The sequence below is a fragment of the Paenibacillus sp. FSL R10-2736 genome (assembly GCF_038000245.1).
Lineage (GTDB): Bacteria > Bacillota > Bacilli > Paenibacillales > Paenibacillaceae > Paenibacillus_AQ > Paenibacillus_AQ phytohabitans.
The window spans coordinates 2,810,690-2,829,195 of the sequence record NZ_JBBOBN010000001.1; the positions used below are offsets into that span (position 1 = coordinate 2,810,690).

At 50.6% G+C, this 18,506-nt stretch carries 20 protein-coding genes; all 20 read left to right on the top strand.

Annotated elements, in window-relative coordinates:
* Positions 1-34: 34 nt before the first annotated feature.
* The 20 genes from NSQ73_RS12105 (at position 35) to proS (ending at position 18,429) form a co-directional block, all read left to right on the top strand.
* On the top strand, positions 35-1,450 hold the full coding sequence (locus tag NSQ73_RS12105) for a protein-glutamate methylesterase/protein-glutamine glutaminase (RefSeq protein ID WP_340986604.1): 1,416 nt from the start codon (positions 35-37) through the stop codon (positions 1,448-1,450).
* Between the two features lie 34 nt (positions 1,451-1,484).
* Positions 1,485-3,572: a chemotaxis protein CheA gene (locus NSQ73_RS12110; protein WP_340986605.1), complete on the top strand. Its 2,088-nt coding sequence runs from the start codon at positions 1,485-1,487 to the stop codon at positions 3,570-3,572.
* 27 nt (positions 3,573-3,599) lie between these two features.
* The gene (locus NSQ73_RS12115) at positions 3,600-4,061 is read left to right on the top strand and encodes a chemotaxis protein CheW (protein ID WP_340986606.1); all 462 of its coding nucleotides are present in this window, start codon (positions 3,600-3,602) and stop codon (positions 4,059-4,061) included.
* Positions 4,062-4,097: 36 nt separating this feature from the next.
* Positions 4,098-4,691, top strand: a complete 594-nt coding sequence (locus tag NSQ73_RS12120) for a chemotaxis protein CheC (RefSeq protein WP_216626453.1) — start codon at positions 4,098-4,100, stop codon at positions 4,689-4,691.
* Entirely contained in the window at positions 4,684-5,181 is a 498-nt protein-coding gene (locus tag NSQ73_RS12125; RefSeq protein WP_042138138.1) for a chemotaxis protein CheD, read from the top strand. The genes NSQ73_RS12120 and NSQ73_RS12125 overlap by 8 nt, the downstream gene beginning before the upstream one ends.
* A 2-nt stretch (positions 5,182-5,183) precedes the next feature.
* Positions 5,184-5,600 (top strand): hypothetical protein, encoded by a 417-nt coding sequence (locus NSQ73_RS12130; protein ID WP_340986607.1) that lies wholly within the window; start codon positions 5,184-5,186, stop codon positions 5,598-5,600.
* Between the two features lie 77 nt (positions 5,601-5,677).
* Positions 5,678-6,466, top strand: a complete 789-nt coding sequence (locus NSQ73_RS12135; protein WP_042138136.1) for a FliA/WhiG family RNA polymerase sigma factor — start codon at positions 5,678-5,680, stop codon at positions 6,464-6,466.
* Positions 6,467-6,496: 30 nt separating this feature from the next.
* Entirely contained in the window at positions 6,497-7,900 is a 1,404-nt protein-coding gene (locus tag NSQ73_RS12140; protein WP_171716076.1) for a DUF342 domain-containing protein, read from the top strand.
* Between the two features lie 66 nt (positions 7,901-7,966).
* The gene (locus tag NSQ73_RS12145; protein WP_340944805.1) at positions 7,967-8,275 is read left to right on the top strand and encodes a hypothetical protein; all 309 of its coding nucleotides are present in this window, start codon (positions 7,967-7,969) and stop codon (positions 8,273-8,275) included.
* 62 nt (positions 8,276-8,337) lie between these two features.
* The gene (locus tag NSQ73_RS12150) at positions 8,338-8,916 is read left to right on the top strand and encodes a hypothetical protein (RefSeq protein WP_042138129.1); all 579 of its coding nucleotides are present in this window, start codon (positions 8,338-8,340) and stop codon (positions 8,914-8,916) included.
* On the top strand, positions 8,913-9,548 hold the full coding sequence (locus tag NSQ73_RS12155) for a hypothetical protein (RefSeq protein ID WP_340986608.1): 636 nt from the start codon (positions 8,913-8,915) through the stop codon (positions 9,546-9,548). Before NSQ73_RS12150 ends, NSQ73_RS12155 begins: the two co-directional genes overlap by 4 nt.
* A gap of 197 nt (positions 9,549-9,745) precedes the next feature.
* A complete protein-coding gene (gene rpsB / locus NSQ73_RS12160) occupies positions 9,746-10,447 on the top strand; it encodes a 30S ribosomal protein S2 (RefSeq protein ID WP_036692565.1) in 702 nt (233 codons plus the stop codon).
* Between the two features lie 135 nt (positions 10,448-10,582).
* Entirely contained in the window at positions 10,583-11,233 is a 651-nt protein-coding gene (tsf, locus tag NSQ73_RS12165) for a translation elongation factor Ts (RefSeq protein ID WP_039295244.1), read from the top strand.
* A gap of 107 nt (positions 11,234-11,340) precedes the next feature.
* Complete coding sequence (pyrH, locus tag NSQ73_RS12170; RefSeq protein WP_039295247.1) at positions 11,341-12,069, top strand: UMP kinase; 729 nt, start codon at positions 11,341-11,343, stop codon at positions 12,067-12,069.
* Positions 12,069-12,623: a ribosome recycling factor gene (frr, locus tag NSQ73_RS12175; protein ID WP_039295250.1), complete on the top strand. Its 555-nt coding sequence runs from the start codon at positions 12,069-12,071 to the stop codon at positions 12,621-12,623. The genes pyrH and frr overlap by 1 nt, the downstream gene beginning before the upstream one ends.
* A gap of 78 nt (positions 12,624-12,701) precedes the next feature.
* Positions 12,702-13,469 carry an isoprenyl transferase gene (locus tag NSQ73_RS12180; protein WP_039295253.1) on the top strand — a complete coding sequence of 256 codons (768 nt, stop codon included), beginning with the start codon at positions 12,702-12,704 and terminating at the stop codon, positions 13,467-13,469.
* A 21-nt stretch (positions 13,470-13,490) separates the two neighbouring features.
* Positions 13,491-14,294: a phosphatidate cytidylyltransferase gene (locus NSQ73_RS12185; RefSeq protein WP_039295255.1), complete on the top strand. Its 804-nt coding sequence runs from the start codon at positions 13,491-13,493 to the stop codon at positions 14,292-14,294.
* Positions 14,295-14,316: 22 nt separating this feature from the next.
* Positions 14,317-15,456, top strand: coding sequence for a 1-deoxy-D-xylulose-5-phosphate reductoisomerase (locus NSQ73_RS12190; RefSeq protein WP_340986610.1), 1,140 nt, complete (start codon positions 14,317-14,319; stop codon positions 15,454-15,456).
* A 150-nt stretch (positions 15,457-15,606) separates the two neighbouring features.
* Complete coding sequence (gene rseP / locus NSQ73_RS12195; protein ID WP_042138122.1) at positions 15,607-16,881, top strand: RIP metalloprotease RseP; 1,275 nt, start codon at positions 15,607-15,609, stop codon at positions 16,879-16,881.
* Between the two features lie 99 nt (positions 16,882-16,980).
* Positions 16,981-18,429: a proline--tRNA ligase gene (gene proS, locus NSQ73_RS12200; protein ID WP_076246925.1), complete on the top strand. Its 1,449-nt coding sequence runs from the start codon at positions 16,981-16,983 to the stop codon at positions 18,427-18,429.
* The last annotated feature ends 77 nt before the right edge of the window (positions 18,430-18,506 follow it).

Here is an 18,506-nt window from a genome sequence, read left to right on the forward strand (position 1 = left end):
TGTTCTGAATTTGAGGGACAGAGGTGGAAATGCTATGAGGCCATACAAGGTTTTGGTCGTTGATGATTCCGCTTTTATGCGTAAAATCATTTCCGATTTAATTGAAAATGATCCTGACTTTCAGGTTACAGCGACGGCGTCCAACGGCCGTGAAGCTATCGAGAAAGTGAATGAGCTCCGGCCGGATCTGGTAACCATGGATGTGGAAATGCCGGAGATGAATGGTCTGGAGGCGCTGAAAATAATAATGGCCCAGCGGCCGCTTCCAGTCATTATGCTGTCAGGCATTAATGAAGAGGGGATGAAGGAAACCATTCTGGCTTTGGAATGGGGGGCTTTCGATTTCATCCGAAAGCCGTCCATTTCAAACTCCCAGGATATTATCGCAGTCGGGGAGTCACTCCGTGAGCAGATGAAGGAAGCCATGCTGGCGCGCGAACAGCGTGAAGCACGCGCTTCTGCTCACAAGGCTCCTGAACTGCCGCCTGTTGATCAGACGGTTCTGCCAGCGCCGCCTCCTGCTCCGCGAACGGTCATAGAACCAGTGAAACGGAAGGCAGAGCCGCTGAAGAAAGAAACGGAATCCCTGCGCAAGCCGGTCCAGAGTACACTGAAGCCAAAAGGGAAAGCACCTCTGGAGCTGGCGGCAGACAAGAATCCGCCAGTGAAAGGCCCTGGCAGTGAAGTTACGAAGCGGCTGGGCAAGCCGGCTCCGGTAGTGCCACCACCTGCCTCCGGACGCTTCAGAAGCCGGATCCGAGGGGATGCGGGAGCAGTATTGCCTGATCTGCGGGCTGCTGCCGCTGAGACGGCCGCAGGAGGCTTCATTGATCCTCCTGTAGCGCATGCAGGCCCTGTGAACGGAAACAGGGGTCTGCGCAAGCTGGTTGCTGTAGGATGCTCTACCGGCGGTCCCCGGGCGCTGAAGGCGTTCCTGGAGAACATTCCCGGTGATTTTCCGGCACCGATTGTCATTGTTCAGCATATGCCGCCTAATTTCACCAAATCGCTGGCCCAGCGGCTGAATACCTTCAGCGCACTGGAGGTTGCTGAAGCGGAGCATGGCATGGTTCTGCGGCAGGGGGCTGCGTATATTGCTCCCGGCGGATATCATCTGAAGGTTGCTCCGGCGGCCGGTGGCCAATATGTGATTGAGCTTACCAAGGAAGAAGCGCGCAACGGACATCGGCCTTCTGTAGATACGCTGTTCGAATCGGTACTGCAGCTTACCTCGCTTGAACGTCATGCGGTCATTATGACCGGGATGGGCAGCGACGGGGCTCGTATGATGAAGGCACTCTATGACTCGGGTGTGACGTCAACCTTTGCCGAGAGTGAAGAGACCTGTGTCGTTTACGGAATGCCGCGGTCAGCAGTGGAGCTACAGTGCGTGAAACATGTCCTGCCTTTGCAAGAAATTGCTCCAAGGCTGGTGCAAGCCGTAAAATAAAGGAAAAGCGAACTCGAAGGGGAGGTGCTCGTTAGTGGACATGAACCAATATTTATCCATGTTTATTGATGAGTCAAATGATCATCTGCAGTCATTGAACGAAAGCATGATGGGGCTGGAAGCAAATCCTGAAGATCTGAGTATTGTCCAGGTGATTTTCCGCTCTGCCCATACCTTGAAAGGTATGGCGGCTACAATGGGTTTTGAGGATTTGGCTTCGCTTACGCACCAAATGGAGAATGTGCTTGATCTCGTGCGTAACAATAAACTGCGGATGCAGGATTTCATTTTTGACACCCTGTTCAAGAGTATTGATGCTCTGGAATCCATGGTGGAGGACATCACAGGCGGAGGAGAGGGTAAGGCTGATGTATCGGCAATTGTAACCTCCCTCCAGGCTATCGTCCGGGGAGAGGTTCCCGCTGCCGCCGGCGGAGCTGCTGCAGAAGTCACGGCGGCTGCTGCCGGCAATGCCACGGATGCCCAGGTGTTTCTGGATGAATTCCAGTACTCTGTGCTGGAGCAGTCGCTGCAGGAAGGCCATCAGGTTCTGTACGTTGATGTTGCTATCCGCAAGGACTGTCAGCTCAAGGCAGTGCGTGCATATATGGTCTTCGACCTTCTGGAGCGTTCAGGAGAAGTTGTTAAGTCCTTCCCTTCGGTTCAGGACATAGAGCAGGAGAAATTCGATTACGGATTCTCCCTCTACTACATAACCCAAAAGGATGCCAGTGAAATTCAGAAGATGATCCTGAATTTGTCGGAGATCGATACGGTTACAGCCGTAGCACTTGATCAGGAATCCCTGCGTCAGATGGGGCAGGAAAGTGTTGCAGCTACCGCAGAAGCGCCTGCCTCTGCTCCGGCGCCGGAGGCTGCTCCTGCTGCCTCTAATGCTTCACCGGCTGCTTCCGCACATGGCAAGGAAGAGAGTAAGGCAGCACCGGCCAGAGCAGGCGGAGCGCCTTCTCCTTCCCGCACGATCCGTGTGGACATCGAGCGTCTGGATGTACTCATGAATCTGTTCAGTGAGCTGCTCATTGACCGCGTTCGGCTGGAACAGCTGGCTTCCGAAGTGCAGAACGGGGATCTTACCGAAACGGTTGAACATATGGGCCGGGTCAGCGGGGATCTGCAGAACATAGTGATGAAGCTGCGCATGGTGCCGGTGGATACCGTATTTAACCGGTTCCCGCGGATGGTGCGCGATCTCGCCAAATCGCTTGACAAGAAAGTTGATCTGATCGTTACCGGTGCTGAAACAGAGCTGGACCGTACCGTAATTGATGAGATTGGTGATCCGCTTGTGCATTTGCTGCGTAATGCAGTAGACCACGGTGTTGAGTCCATAGCAGACCGTGTCGCTGCCGGCAAGCCGGAGACAGGGACCGTCCACCTCCGTGCTTTCCATAGCGGCAACCATGTCTTTATTGAGATTGAAGAAGACGGTAGGGGCATCTATCCGAAGAAGATTCTGGGGTCTGCAGTTAAGAAAGGCGCCATTACCCAGGAGCAGGCCAATGCGATGTCTGATGATGAAGCGTATCAGCTTCTGTTTGCACCGGGCTTCAGTACCGCAGAGGTGATCTCTGACGTATCGGGCCGCGGCGTCGGTCTGGATGTAGTCAAAGCAAAGATCTCCTCACTGGGCGGCAACGTCACCATTTACTCTACACCAGGTAAAGGGACGAACTTCTCCGTTCAGCTCCCGCTGACCCTGTCGATTATCGCAGCCATGCTGGTTCGTCTGGGTTCAGAGAAATATGCAATTCCGCTCTCTTCCATAGTAGAGACTGGGATTGTCAAACAGTCTCAGATCCGTACCATTCACGGTAACAGAATGCTGGAATTCCGGGGCAGCCATATTCCGCTCGTTTCACTGAGCAAGATCTTTTCTATTCCGGACTATGATGAAAGCACCGAAGAGGAAACAGAGATTGTGGTTGTACGTAAGGGAGAGCGCCTGGTTGCCTTGGCGGTTCAAGACTTTATCGGGCAGAATGAGATTGTCATCAAGAATCTGGGCAAGTATCTGCCTGATGTTCAAGGAATTTCCGGAGCCACCATTCTTGGTGATGGACAAGTCGCACTTATTATCGATCCAAATGCTTTTATTAAATAATCAGGATAGAACAGGGAGGTTCATTCCATGGCTGAAGATATCAAAGTCATAGTATTTAAGCTTGGCACTGAAGAATACGGCATTGAAGTGGAGAAGGTCCAGACTATCGAGCGTATGATGCCCATTACCCGCGTGCCCAAGACCTATTCGTTTATCAAAGGTGTAATCAATCTGCGTGGTGTAGTCATCCCCGTTATTGATCTGCGCGGCCGTTTCAGTATTGAGGAAGCAGAGCATACAGACCAGACCCGGATCATTATTGTGAATGTGAATGAGATGGAAGTAGGCTTCATCGTCGATTCTGCGAATGATGTTATTGATTTGAACCGTAACATTATTGATACACCACCGGATGTTGTTGGCGGGATCAAAGCGAAGTATCTGGACGGGGTGGCCAAAATTGGAGAAGACCGTCTGCTGATTATGCTTAACTTGTCCGAAGTGCTGAACAAGGGCGAAATCGTGCAACTGGAAAGCCTGGAGGGCTAGCCAGTGGAGCTATTCAAAAACTTCAAGGATTTCAAAATGGATGTGCTGAAAGAAGTCGGGAATATTGGAGCCGGCAACGCCGCCACCGCGTTATCTCAGCTGCTGAATAAGCCGATTGATATGGCTGTACCCAAGGTGCAGCTTCTCAGTTTTGAGGAGATTACCGATAAGGTCGGCGGAGCTGAAGAACTGGTGTATGCTGTATTCCTCCGTGTAGAAGGTGAAGCTCCGGGCAACCTGTTCTTCATTCTCTCTCCGGAAGCAGCGACCAACCTGCTCAGCCGGATTGCCGGAATTGAGATTTCAGGCGGTGAAGAACTCAGTGAAATGGAGTTATCCGCTCTGAGCGAAATCGGCAATATCCTTGCCGGTTCCTACCTTTCATCACTGGCTGACTTTACCTCACTCTCCATGTATCCGACAGTGCCGGCGCTTGCTATGGATATGGCCGGGGCGATTCTTGGATACGGGCTGCTGCAGTTCGGTCAGATGGGTGATGATGCGCTGCTCATCGATACGACGTTCCTGGAAGGCCAAAATGAGATTGAAGGACAATTTTTCCTTATTCCCGATCCCGAATCATTCCCCAAAATATTCAAGGCATTAGGAGTACCGTTTGATAATGATTGAAGAACAGAGCATTATTAAAGTAGGCATGGCGGATCTTAACATAGGCAGCCAGGACAGTCTTATCCGTACGACCGGTCTTGGTTCCTGTGTTGGCCTGACACTGTTTGATCCCGGCAAAAGACTTGCAGGCATGGCACATGTCATGCTGCCCTCGTCAGATATTGCCCGGGAAGGACAGCTGAATATTGCCAAGTTTGCCGATACCGCCGTGCCTGAGCTTTTATCCCGCCTGCTGGCGCTAGGGGCGGTCCGGAGCCGGATTGTGGCCAAGATGGCCGGAGGCTCGCAGATGTTCGCATTTGCCGGGGGGAGTGACACCATGAGGATCGGGCCTCGTAATGTGGAATCCTGCAAACTAGCATTGGACGCATTGAACATTCCGCTGATCGCGGAGGACACGGGTGGCAATTATGGACGTACGATAGAAATCGCCTGCAATACCGGGGTGCTCTTTATCCGCAGCGTTCAAAAAGGCCCAAAGGAAATATAACCATGAACAAGAAGATAATATTAAGCACAGGGCTCGGGTTGATTGGATTTCTATTTACTTTTCTTACAAACTACGGACATAATTTAGTAGGAACCAGCCTGATCCGGGGAATATATGGGTTTATTATCTGGTTTGTGCTTGCTTTCCTTCTAAGATGGGTATTGGGTGTTATTATTGGGAAATCCTCTGAATCTTCAGACCTTGAAGCCGGACTTGAAGATAACGGTGAGGCACTTGGTGCCAAGCTTGATATTCAGACACCGGAAGAGGATCAGGAATTGAAGGACCTGCTGACACCGAAGCCGGAAGCGGGAAGTGTGGACTTGAGTGGTTTCACACCTCTGCAGCCTCCAAAACTGGTCTCTATGAAAGATCCTGAAGAATTGGCCAAGGCCGTTCGTCACCTGAAAGAAGAATAAGCGAGTGCTGCGGCGAAAGTCCGTAATCTTGCGCCGCGTGGTACCCGCTGACTAAACTTTGGGAAGGGTGAAAGCCGTTGAACGAGCATAAAGCTGCTCAGTCAGAAACAGATGGACTATGGGAGCAATGGAAAGAGCAAGGTGATCCTGAGGCCAAAAAAAAGCTGATTGAGAGTTATCTCCATATTGTAGATTACGTATCCAGCCGTCTGGCAGTGGGACTGCCCAAAAATGTATCCAAAGATGACTTGGCCAGCAATGGTGTGATGGGACTGATTGATGCCATCGAGAAATTCGACTACAAGCGGGGACTGCAATTTCAGACCTATGCTTCCTGGCGGGTAAGAGGAGCGATCCTTGACTCTCTGCGGCAAAGTGACTGGGTTCCCAGATCAGTGCGCGAAAAAGCGAAAAAAATCGAGGATGCCTACCAGCAGCTGGAACAGAAGTATTTGAGATCCGTTAGTGACGATGAAATGAGCCAGTATCTGAACATTACTGAAACGGAGTTTCAGACTATGCTGCAGGATGTTGCTGTTATGTCGCTCTGCTCGTTAGAAGATCCTATCCGTGAGGAAGAATCAGAGACACGGATGTCTATTCTGGTGGATGATAAGGCTAAGAATCCGGACCGCAAAGTGAATGAGTTTTATCTGCGCGATACGCTGACTAAAGGCATCGAGAAATTAACAGTGAAAGAACGGACCGTTGTGTCCCTTTTATATTATGAGGATTTATCTTTGAGCGAGATTGCTGAAGTGATGTCACTCTCTCCTTCGCGGATCTCACAGCTTCATTCGAAGGCTATTTTGCGGCTAAGAGGAACACTTGAGAAGAACCGTGATCTTCTTATGCAAAATGATTAACCGGGCGCCGGTGACAAGGGGGAGCAGAATTTGATCGGTCAATATGTTTTGGGCCAATACCTGAGTATTACGTTTTCGGATGATAAAGGGGTTGCTTACCTCCAGTTCATCAAGAAGGATGAGAATTTCTCCTGTACAATTGAAGATCTTGAAAGCTTCCTGGTCAGTCACAACATTCGATTTGGCATCCAGCGGGATATTGTTCAGCGGATCTGCAGCAACCCGGAAGAATATTTCTGGAACAGGGTGCCGATCGCAATCGGCCAGCCTGCTGTCAACGGCAAGGATGGACAGATGGTACTGACCGTAGATCTGGAGGAAGACCGTAAGCCGCTGGAGAAAGAAGATGGCAAGGTTGACTATAAGGATCTGGTCCGGCTTCACAATGTGAGGAAGGGTCAGCTTATAGCCAGAATCATACCGGCAGAGAATGGTGTAAGCGGAAAGACAGTAACGGGGGAGGAGCTTCCGTATAGAGCAGGGAAGCAAGCCCATTTCAAAGTTGGCAAGAATGTACTGGTGGATCAGGAAGAGACCTCGATGTATTCGGCGATAGATGGATTGGTTACGCTGACAGACAAGGGCAAGATCAATGTATTTCCTGTATATGAGGTCAATGGTGATGTGGATTACAGTACAGGGAATATTGATTTTGTCGGGACGGTTGTCATTCGCGGCAACGTGCTTACCGGCTTCACCGTCAAATCCGCCGGAGATATCCGAGTGGTTGGCGGGGTGGAAGGTGCTGAGCTGATATCCGGCGGCTCCATCGAAATTACCGGCGGAATTATCGGCTATAACAAAGGCCTCGTAAGCGCCGGGAAAAATGTCAAAGTCTCATTTATCCAGGATGGCAATGTGGTGGCCGGAGAAGATGTAATTGTCTCGCAAAGCATTATGCATTCCAACATCCGCGCAGGCCGTGATGTGCTCTGCAACGGTGCCAAAGGTTTGATTGTAGGCGGGATAGTACAGGCAGGCGATAAAGTTGTCGCACGGACCATCGGCAATACAATGTCGACGGCTACAGCGGTTGAGGTGGGCGTTGTTCCCGAGCTGAGAAATGAGATTAATGAGCTGCGCCAGGAATTGCGTCACCTTCTTGAGAATGAAGACAAGACCAATAAGGCATTATACCTTCTCAATCAGTTGGCGAACAACGGTCAGCTTTCCCCGGATAAGGTGGCGCTCCGCGTGAAGCTCAATGCGACCAAGCAATCCCATATGCGTGATGAAAAGAGAATCAAGGAACGCGTACTCGAGATTGAGCGGATGCTTGAGGATACAGGCAGGGCACGGGTGGATGTGATCAAAACAATCTATGGAGGATCAAAGATTGTTATTGGCAGGTATACCAGATTCGTTAAAGATCCTACAGAACGGGTATCCTTTGTTTACAGTGAAGGGGATATATCGATAATACCGTACATTTAAGCAGGCAGGCAGCGGGAGCGGCCTGCTATTCCTTGATTCTATATGGACTATGGGAGATGAGATCTGATGAGTCTGAAACCGGTGGAACTGCAAATCGCCCTGCCCCGGACACATGATGCGGCTAAAGTTCAGAACAGCCAGCAGCAGCGTCCGGCGCTTGACCAGCAGCAATTGGCAGGCCAGAACGTCAAGCATAGCCAGGAAATCGCCATGCGCAGCAGTGAGGTGGACGAATCTTCGGAATCAGCACTGCGGGACGGGGGTAAGGAGAAGCAGCCGGACAGTCACGCTGATCCGCGTCAGCCAAGGAAGCCGGAGACCGTCCACGATGCCGAGCATCCTTATAAGGGACACCGGATAGATTTCAGTCTTTGAGTCCAGTTAAACTATTGAAAGAGTAAGCTTCTATGAATTGAATGTAAAAGGAGATTAGACACTTGGACCCATGGGTATATATCGTGCTGGTAGGCGCTGTCGCTATCGTTTATGCCCTGAGACTGCCGGCAAAGGCCAGCAAGGAAGACTCGGATGAGAAGAAGAGCCTCAAGGAGACGGAGGCCGCGCTGGAGTTGTATATGGCAGATATCGAACATGAGAATACAGAACTGCTTCAGCTGGTCGGCAGCATCAAAGCGCAGTCGCAGAGTAACAAAACAGCCCTGCAGGAAGAGATTGGCACACTGCGTGAGCAGGTGGCTGAGCTTAGTAAGAGCCTGCTGCTTCTGGATGCCCGGCTGACCGCTGAAGAGAAAGGCCTGCTTCAGCTTGCCGCAACCTTCTCAAGGGAGCCTTCGGCTGCCCAGTCTGCGGAGAATGCTTCTGCAGCCCCAACTGCTGAAGCTGAAATTCAGCCTGCCAGGCAAAAGCCGGTCAGCTCCATAAAGCTGAGATATCCGCGATTGTTCGAACTGCATGAACAAGGCAAATCGATAGATTCTATCGCCAAGACTGCAGGTCTCCAGCGGGGCGAGGTCCAGCTGATTCTGCAGTTGGCCCATCAGGAGGAATCGGTATGATCAAGAACCGGTTCTTCATGCTCGGGTTAGGCATCGGTCTGATTGCCGGCGCACTGCTGCTGCAGCTGATGATGGCCGGGAAGGCTACTCCGCTCACCAAAGAACAGCTGATCAAGGAAGCGGAGCGACTGAATTTGACCGTGGTGGATCATGTGCAGTCCGCAGATGAAGGGGCGGCCAGCGGGGAAGAGGAAGCACAGGAAGGCACTTCTGCGGGAACGCCCGAGTCTTCCCAGGTCCCCGCAGAGGAGGCGGCAACTGCTTCTCCGGCTCCTGCGGCCACACCTAAAGCCGCAGTGGAGCCGAGTGCAGCTGTGACTCCCGGCAAGCCGTCAGCGCCAGTACAGCCGGAGAGCAGTGCTGCAGACACGGGTATTGTAGCTCCAGCCAGTCCGGAAGCGCCTGCGGTTGCAGTGAACGGCGATATTTCTGTGCGGATTCCTACAGGAATTACACTCGCCCAAACTGCTGATGTGCTAAGCGAAGCCGGAGTTATTCAAGATAAAGCGGAGTTTCTTAAGAAGGCGAACAGCCGTAAAGTGAACAAGATTATCCAATACGGCAGCTACAGTTTTGCCAAGGGAGAGAGCATGGACTCTATTATTGATAAGCTGATTACTGTGAAGAAATAAGTGTTTTTGGATAAGAATTTTATAAATTCACAGTAATCGTTGCATAGAATGTTTTAATATGGTATAGTAATTGACGGTGTTAAAACACACGCCGGTTGATTTCGACAAGAGGTGCTTTCTTCTGAAGAAAGTCTTGTAGAAAGATGACGCGCGGCGGAGGAGACACACAATAAACCAAAATTAGGAGGTGTGTGAAGATGGCAGTAATTTCCATGAAGCAGCTTCTCGAAGCTGGGGTACACTTCGGTCATCAGACTCGTCGTTGGAATCCAAAGATGGATCGTTATATCTTCACTGAAAGAAACGGAATTTACATTATTGACTTGCAGAAAACAGTCAAAAAGGTAGAGGAAGCTTACAACTTTGTAAAGAGCGTCGCTGGCGACAACGGCACAATCCTATTCGTAGGAACAAAGAAACAAGCACAGGATTCCGTAAAAGAAGAAGCTGAACGTTCGGGTATGTTCTTCATTAACCAACGTTGGCTGGGTGGTACCCTGACTAACTTCCAGACTATCCAGAAGCGTATTGACCGCCTGAAGAAATTGGAAGCTTGGGAAGAAGACGGTACCTTCGCAGTATTGCCTAAGAAAGAAGTTATCCTTCTCCGCAAAGAGAAAGATCGTCTTGAGAAATTCCTGGGCGGTATCAAGAACATGAAAGGTCTTCCAAGCGCGCTGTTCATCATTGACCCGCGTAAAGAGCGTATTGCTGTAGCAGAAGCTCGCAAATTGGGCATTCCTATCGTAGCTATCGTTGATACTAACTGTGATCCGGACGAAATCGACTACGTAATTCCAGGCAATGACGACGCTATCCGCGCCGTGAAGCTCTTGACTGGTAAAATGGCTGACGCTGTTGTTGAAGCTCATCAGGGCGAAGACACAACTACTGCTTAAGTAGTATCCGGGACATAAACAAGAACTTAAATGAAAAGGGTGGTTGGCAGGTGGATAACCTCTCACTGCCCTTTTTTTAGGATAATGGGCCTTGAGCCCGCGTATGACAACGACAATTATCTGGAGGGAATAACAATGGCAGTAGATGCAAAGGCAGTAAAGGAACTTCGTGAAAGAACAGGAGCAGGAATGCTCGATTGTAAAAAGGCACTTGAAGAAGCAAACAATGATATTACAAAAGCAGCTGAATTGCTTCGTGAAAAAGGTTTGTCCGCAGCAGCTAACAAAGCTGGACGTATCGCTACTGAAGGTACAGTAGAATCTTACATCCACGCTGGCGGCCGTATCGGCGTTCTGGTAGAAATCAACTGCGAAACTGACTTTGTAGGTAAAACAGATTCCTTCAAAGATTTCGCCCGCGATATCGCAATGCAAATCGCAGCAGCGAACCCGCTGTATGTTCGCCGTGAAGAAGTGCCGGCTGCAGATGTAGAAAAAGAAAAAGAAATTCTTAAGAACCAGGCACTGAACGAAGGCAAGCCTGAAAAAATCGTTGAAAAAATGGTTGAAGGCCGCATCAGCAAGTTCTATGAAGAATATTGCCTGCTTGAACAGCCATTCGTTAAAGACCCAGACAAGACTATTTCCCAATTGCTGAACGAAAAAATCAGCACTATTGGCGAAAATATCTCCATCCGCCGTTTCGTTCGTTACGAACTGGGTGAAGGTCTTGAGAAGAAAGTCGATAACTTTGTTGAAGAAGTAATGGCACAAGTGAACCAATAATAGCTGAGAAGCATTTTGTAATAAGAACTGAATAAAGGCAAGCATCAAAAGAGCGGAACACATATCACGTAGTGTTCCGTCTTTTGTAAGAAAGTGAGGGTATACAATTGGAACAGCCGGTATTTAAGAGAGTAGTCCTTAAGGTTAGCGGTGAATCACTTGCCGGACAGAATGGCTATGGCATCGATGCCGAAACGATCATCTCCATCGCGGAGCAGGTCAAGGAAGTCGTTGAGCTTGGAGTTCAGGTTGCCATTGTGTGCGGCGGAGGTAACATCTGGCGCGGAATCGCGGGAAGTGCAAGCGGCATTGACCGGGCGACAGCGGATTATATGGGAATGCTGGCAACCGTCATGAACTCGCTGGCACTGCAGGATGCACTGGAGCAGATTGATGTCCCTACACGGGTTCAGACCTCCATTGCCATGCAGCAAATTGCTGAGCCTTATATCCGCCGCCGGGCAATCCGGCATCTGGAAAAGGGCCGTGTAGTTATTTTTGCCGCAGGAACAGGGAATCCGTTCTTCTCGACTGATACAACGGCAGCGCTCAGAGCGGCCGAGATTGAAGCCGAAGTGATTCTGATGGCGAAGAACAAAGTAGACGGTGTCTATTCCGCGGATCCGTTCAAGGACAGCACTGCCGTGAAATACGAGCAGCTTACTTACATGGATATTCTGAACAAGAATCTGGGTGTTATGGATTCCACCGCTTCCTCTCTCTGCATGGATAATAATATACCGCTCATTGTGTTTGCTATTACAGAGCAAGGCAATATTAAACGTGTCGTTCTCGGCGAAAAGATCGGGACGATTGTTAAAGGGAGTGTAAATTAATGCCACAATCGGTGAAGAAAAATGCCGAAGAGCGTATGGAAAAAGCGATTTTGTCGCTAAAACGCGATTTGGCTACGCTGCGGGCAGGACGTGCTTCGACGTCACTGCTGGATCGCATTCAAGTGGAGTACTACGGTGCTCCGACTCCTCTTAATCAGCTGGCTAACATCAGCACACCGGATTCCCGGACACTGCTGATCCAGCCGTGGGACAAAACATCGATGTCTGACATCGAGCGGGCGATAATGAAGTCTGATATCGGGATTACGCCTGCCAATGACGGTACAATCATCCGTTTGTCCATTCCGCCGCTTACTGAAGAACGCCGCGGTGAACTTGTAAAGTTCACTAAGAAGTTCGGTGAAGAAGCGAAGGTAGCCATCCGTAACATCCGCCGCGATGCGAACGATGACATCAAGAAGATGGAGAAGAACGGCATTTCGGAAGACGAATCACATGGACATCAGGAAGATATCCAGAAATCAACGGATAAGTTCATAGCTGAAGTCGATAAAGTGCTCTTGTCCAAAGAAAAAGAGATTATGGAAGTATAATGAAATTCAAGAGACTTCAGGCCCCTCCGTCTATGGTGGGGTTTGTCTCTTTCTGATAAGAGCTTGGAGGAAACGGAAATGATCAAACGGATTCAAGAATGGCTGAGCCGTAAAGACAGGCAGGAGCCAGTCGAGATTTCACCGGATAATATTCCCCGGCATGTAGCTGTAATTATGGATGGCAACGGACGCTGGGCGAAACGGCGCGGCTTGCCCCGTATTGTGGGCCATCAGAACGGGATGAAGGCGGTCAAACGTGCGACAATCGCGGCGAATGACCTGGGAGTAGAGTTCTTGACCATGTACGCTTTCTCCACGGAGAACTGGAAGCGGCCGAAGGATGAGGTTGATTTCCTGATGCGCTTGCCTGTGGAATTTCTGGCCATTGAACTGGATGAACTGATTGAGAAGAATGTACAGGTACGTGTAATGGGCGATACCGAGGCTTTGCCTTCCCATACCCGCAGGGCTATGGAAGAAGCGGTTGCCCGGACCGAAGGTAATACCGGACTTATACTTAATTTTGCACTGAACTATGGTGGCCGTAAAGAGATTGAAGACTGTATGCGCGGCTTGGGCAAGGATATCCAGGCAGGTATTCTGACACCTGATGAGATTACTTCAGCACTGATTGACAGCAGACTCTTATCCGGCGGACTGCCTGACCCTGATCTGCTGATCCGTACGAGCGGCGAAATGCGCCTCAGTAACTTTATGCTCTGGCAGATTGCCTACAGTGAATTATGGTTTACAGATGTGTACTGGCCGGAGTTTGACAAGACACATCTGATGCAGGCTGTGGCGGAATATCAGCGCCGCACACGCCGTTATGGTGGATTGAAGTAGCCTGATGGGAGATGGGAATCTTTGAAGCAGCGATTGATTACCGGAATTGTTGCCGGAGCCTTGTTTTTGGGCTTGTGCTTTTTGGGAGGCTGGCCGTATCAGCTGTTGCTGACTGCCATGGCCCTCATCGGCTATTATGAATTTGTAAAAATGACAGGTACAGCAACCTTCGGAGGGACTGCTGTACTTGGTTATGCGTCCGTAGTATGCTTCATGATCCCCTGGAATCTGCTGGGGACTTCCGAGTTATTATCGTGGGAGCAGGGAATCTGGCTGCTCATGCTGTTATTTCTGCTGGTTACGGTCTTCAGCAAGAACAAGCTGGATATTAAGATCACCGCTTTGATGTTCACCGGCATTGTATACATAGGGATGGGCTTCTCTTATATGGCTATCGCCCGCGGTGCGGGAGATGGACATGGGCTTCTCTGGACGTTTCTGCTGCTGTGCTGCATCTGGGGAAGTGATGCCGGAGCGTATTTTGTCGGCCGAAGCTTCGGACGTAATAAGCTCTGGCCGGCGATTAGTCCTAATAAAACTATCGAAGGTGCCCTTGGCGGAGTATTAATCTCAGCCGTGATATCTATTGTTTTTGCCCTTTTGGTTCCTGATCTGCTGACAATCGGACGCGCACTGCTTATCGGGGTTTCCTGCGCCGTTCTGGGTCAGCTCGGAGATCTTGTACAGTCTGCTTATAAACGGGTGTACGGTATTAAGGATTCAGGCTCGTTGCTGCCTGGTCATGGAGGCATCCTGGACCGCTGTGACAGCTGGATTATCGTATTTCCTTTCGTACATATCGTAATGCTGATGCCTTACTATTAACGACAGGAAGAAGGTTTCAACTGTGAAAAGAATCAGTATTCTCGGCTCTACGGGTTCAGTCGGCACCCAGACACTCGATGTCGTGGCCATGCATCCGGAAGCCTTTGTAGTGGACGGGCTGGCAGCGGGATCGAATACCCGGCTGCTGCTGGAGCAGGTCCGCCGCTTCCATCCGCGCCGCGTTTCTGTGTCTACACCGGAGCTTGCTGCGGAGATCAGATCCAGTCTGCCTGCCGGCGTAGAGCTCTACAGCGGACGTGAAGGTCTGGTGGAGATTGCCGCCGGCGGTGACGCAGAGACTGTTGTGACTGCCCTTGTGGGCAGCGTGGGTCTGCAGTCTACAATGGCGGCTATTGAAGCCGGCAGACATATTGGACTGGCCAACAAGGAAACGCTGGTGACCGCCGGACACCTGGTTACAGAACTGGCGGACCGCAAAGGCGTTAAGCTGCTGCCGGTTGACAGCGAGCATTCGGCTATTTTTCAATGCTTAAACGGTGAGAACCGCGAAGATGTGGCCTCGATTACCATTACAGCATCCGGCGGATCTTTCCGTGATTATACGCGTTCACAGCTTAAGAATGTTACTGTAGAGGATGCGCTGCGCCACCCGAATTGGAGCATGGGGGCTAAGATTACGATTGATTCGGCAACCATGGTTAATAAAGGGCTGGAAGTAATCGAAGCGCATCATCTGTTTGCCCTCCCGTATGAACAGATTAATGTGCTGCTGCATCCGGAGAGCATTATTCACTCCTATGTGGAATTCCGTGACAGCAGTATCATTGCGCAGCTGGGAACGCCGGATATGCGGGTTCCGATTCAATATGCGCTCACTTATCCGGACCGCTGGCAGTCGCCTGCTGAGCGGCTGTCGCTGGCCAAAGTAGCCAGTCTCACTTTCCGTGAGATGGACTATGAGCGCTTCCCTGCGCTGAAGCTGGCTATCGACTGCGGCACCATGGGAGGTACGGCTACAACTGCCTTCAATGCAGCGAATGAGATTGCCGTTGCCCGCTTCCTGCGCGGCGAGATTCCGTTCCTGCGGATTGACGAGATTATTGATGAAGTCCTTCAGCGCCATGAGAATGCGGCTCATCCGAATCTGGAGCAGATTCAGCACTGTGATACGGTGACCCGGGAACTTGCGGCTGTGCTGTAAGAGGACAATGCGCATTTTGTATTCCGAAAATATTTGTTATGCCCTGAAAAATAGGGGTGGACTGTTGATTCTCTTGTGCCTTACCTTGGAATAATGATAAATTAAGAGGACATACTTCGGTCTTACACCTAAAGGGGGGAATGTTTCGCAATGGAGATGGTAAGAGTCGTTTTTTTGACGGTATTTATGTTCTTTGTTCTGGTGACCGTCCATGAATGGGGACATTATTATTTTGCCAAACGCGCCGGAATTCTTGTGAGGGAATTTGCTATCGGTTTCGGTCCGAAACTGTTTTCTTATAAACGCAATGAAACCCAGTTCACGCTTCGCCTGCTGCCGTTTGGGGGATATGCCCGGATGGCCGGAGAGGATCCGGAAATGATTGAGATCGGTCCCGGACAGACCATTGCGGTCAGACTGGGCCAGGATAATAAGGTGAAGAATATTTACCTGGATTCACTTGATACACGCAGAAATGTTATCCGCGGTGAAGCGCAATTCACGGATCTTGAGAATGAGCTGAAGATCCGTCTCGATGTGGATGGTGAAGTAACCACATACGACGTACATCCACAGGCGATGATGATTAAGGGAAGCCAGCAGACGCAGATCGCGCCCAAAGATCGCCAGTTCGGCAGTAAAAGCGTAGGTCAGCGCGCGGTGGCAATTTTGGCCGGTCCGGTGATGAACTTCATTCTGGCTTTTGTGCTGTTCGCACTTCATCTGCAAATGGCCGGTATCCAAGTGGAGAATCCGACCTATGTGAAGATCGGCGATGTAAGCGAAGGAATGCCGGCCCAGGAAGCCGGTCTGCAGAAAGGCGACATTGTTGTAGCCGTTAACGGCGAAACTATCGGTGGAGATTACCAGAAGATGATCTCGCTCACCTCCGCGTCCAAAGGCAAAGAGATGAAATGGACACTGCAGCGCGGCGATGAAACGCTTAATGTAGCTATGATTCCCCGCAGTATGGAAGGGGAGGAAGGCGGCAAAGTCGGGATCACTCCGGAGCTTCCTACTCGCAAGGCCGGGGTTGGTGAGACTATCACCAAGTCAGGGACTGCCATGGTGGATACCACGAAGCTGATCTTCATCGGCTTCAAGCAGCTGATCAACAAGTTCAATATGGATGATATCTCGGGACCTGTGGGAACCTTCCAGCTGACCGGGCAGATTGCCCAGCAGGGGATTCAATATTTGACTTATTGGGCGGCTATTCTCAGCCTGTATCTCGGGATCTTCAACCTGCTGCCGATTCCTGCACTTGACGGAAGCCGGCTCGTGTTTCTCGGCGTGGAGGCGCTGCGCGGTAAGCCGGTGGACCCGAACCGCGAAGGCATGGTCCATTTCGTAGGCTTTGCGCTGCTGTTCCTGGTGATGATTGCTGTGACTTATAATGATATATTACGCCTCATAAGCGGCTGATTCGTTCACATTACATTCTTTTGGGGTCCCGCAAAGTGCTTGACAGCTTCACTTGTTATCCGGCGCTTTGCGGGGCGAATTTTAGGAGGATCTCTTTACATGGCAAAAGACAAGCAGTTCGTTACGGAAATCACGCCGCAGGGCGAAGATTTCTCACGCTGGTATATTGATGTGATCAAAAAAGCGGACCTGATGGATTATTCTCCGGTCCGCGGCTGTATTGTGTTCAAACCGGATGGCTACGAGATCTGGGAACATATCCAGGAGGAGATGAACCGCCGCCTCAAGGAAACCGGACACCGCAATGCCTACTTCCCGCTGTTTATTCCGGAGAGCTTTTTCCAGAAGGAGAAAGAACATGTTGAGGGCTTCAATCCGGAGCTGCCTTGGGTGACTGAAGCTGGTGGCGATGTGCTGGAAGAACGTCTGGCAATCCGCCCTACTTCCGAAACCATGTTCGGCCACATGTATTCCAAATGGATTCAGTCCTACCGTGACCTTCCGGTGCTGATTAACCAATGGGCTAACGTAGTCCGCTGGGAAAAGCGTACATTGCCGTTCATCCGCACTACGGAATTCCTCTGGCAGGAAGGCCATACCGCTCATGAGAATGAGACGGAAGCGCGTGAAGAAACGATGAAGATGCTGGATAACTACCGTGATTTCGTAGAGACTTTTCTGGCGATTCCTGTGGTTACCGGACAGAAGACACCATCCGAGCGGTTCGCTGGTGCGGTAGATACGTATTCCATTGAAGCAATGATGAAAGATGGACGGGCTGTGCAGGCGGCTACCTCGCATTATCTGGGTACCAAGTTCGCAGTTGCTTTTGATATCCAATACTTAAGCCGTGATAATGTACTTGAATATGCACATACAACCTCATGGGGCTCTACAACACGTCTAATCGGCTCACTGATCATGGTGCATGGGGATGACCGCGGACTGGCTTTGCCGCCGAAGGTAGCGCCTACTCAGGTCATTATGATTCCGATCGGGCCGCCTAAGACCCGTGAAGCAGTGATCGGGCGCACAGATGAACTGTTCAAAGAGCTGAAGAGTGCCGGAATCCGCGTACGTGTAGACGACCGCGCTGATGTTACACCGGGCTGGAAGTTCAATGAATACGAAATGCGCGGTGTACCGGTACGTCTGGAGCTTGGACCGCGTGATATGGAGAACGGAGTCTGCGTAATCGTATCCCGGATCAGCGGAGAGAAGAAGATTATCCAGCAGGAGAATCTGGTTGAAGAAGTGAAGGCTATGCTGGAGCAGGTTCACCAGGAAATGTTCGAGCGGGCTCTGAAGTTCCGTGAGGATCATTTCTATTCTGTAGATACCTTAGAGCAAATGAAGGAATCCATGGAAGAGAAGCGCGGCTTTGCACTTGCAGGCTGGTGCGGCTCGGAGGAATGTGAATCCAAGGTGAAGGAAGAAACAGGCGCAGGCAGCCGAAATATTCCGTTCAATCCGTCCGAAACGAAAGAGACTTGTATTTGCTGCGGTGAGCCGGCCCTGCATACAGTTGTATTCGCCAAAGCGTATTAAGCGGCAACTTCAATTTTTATTTGATCCTTTATATTAGCTTCTGGCGAGAGGAGTCGGCGGGCCGCAATTACCCAATG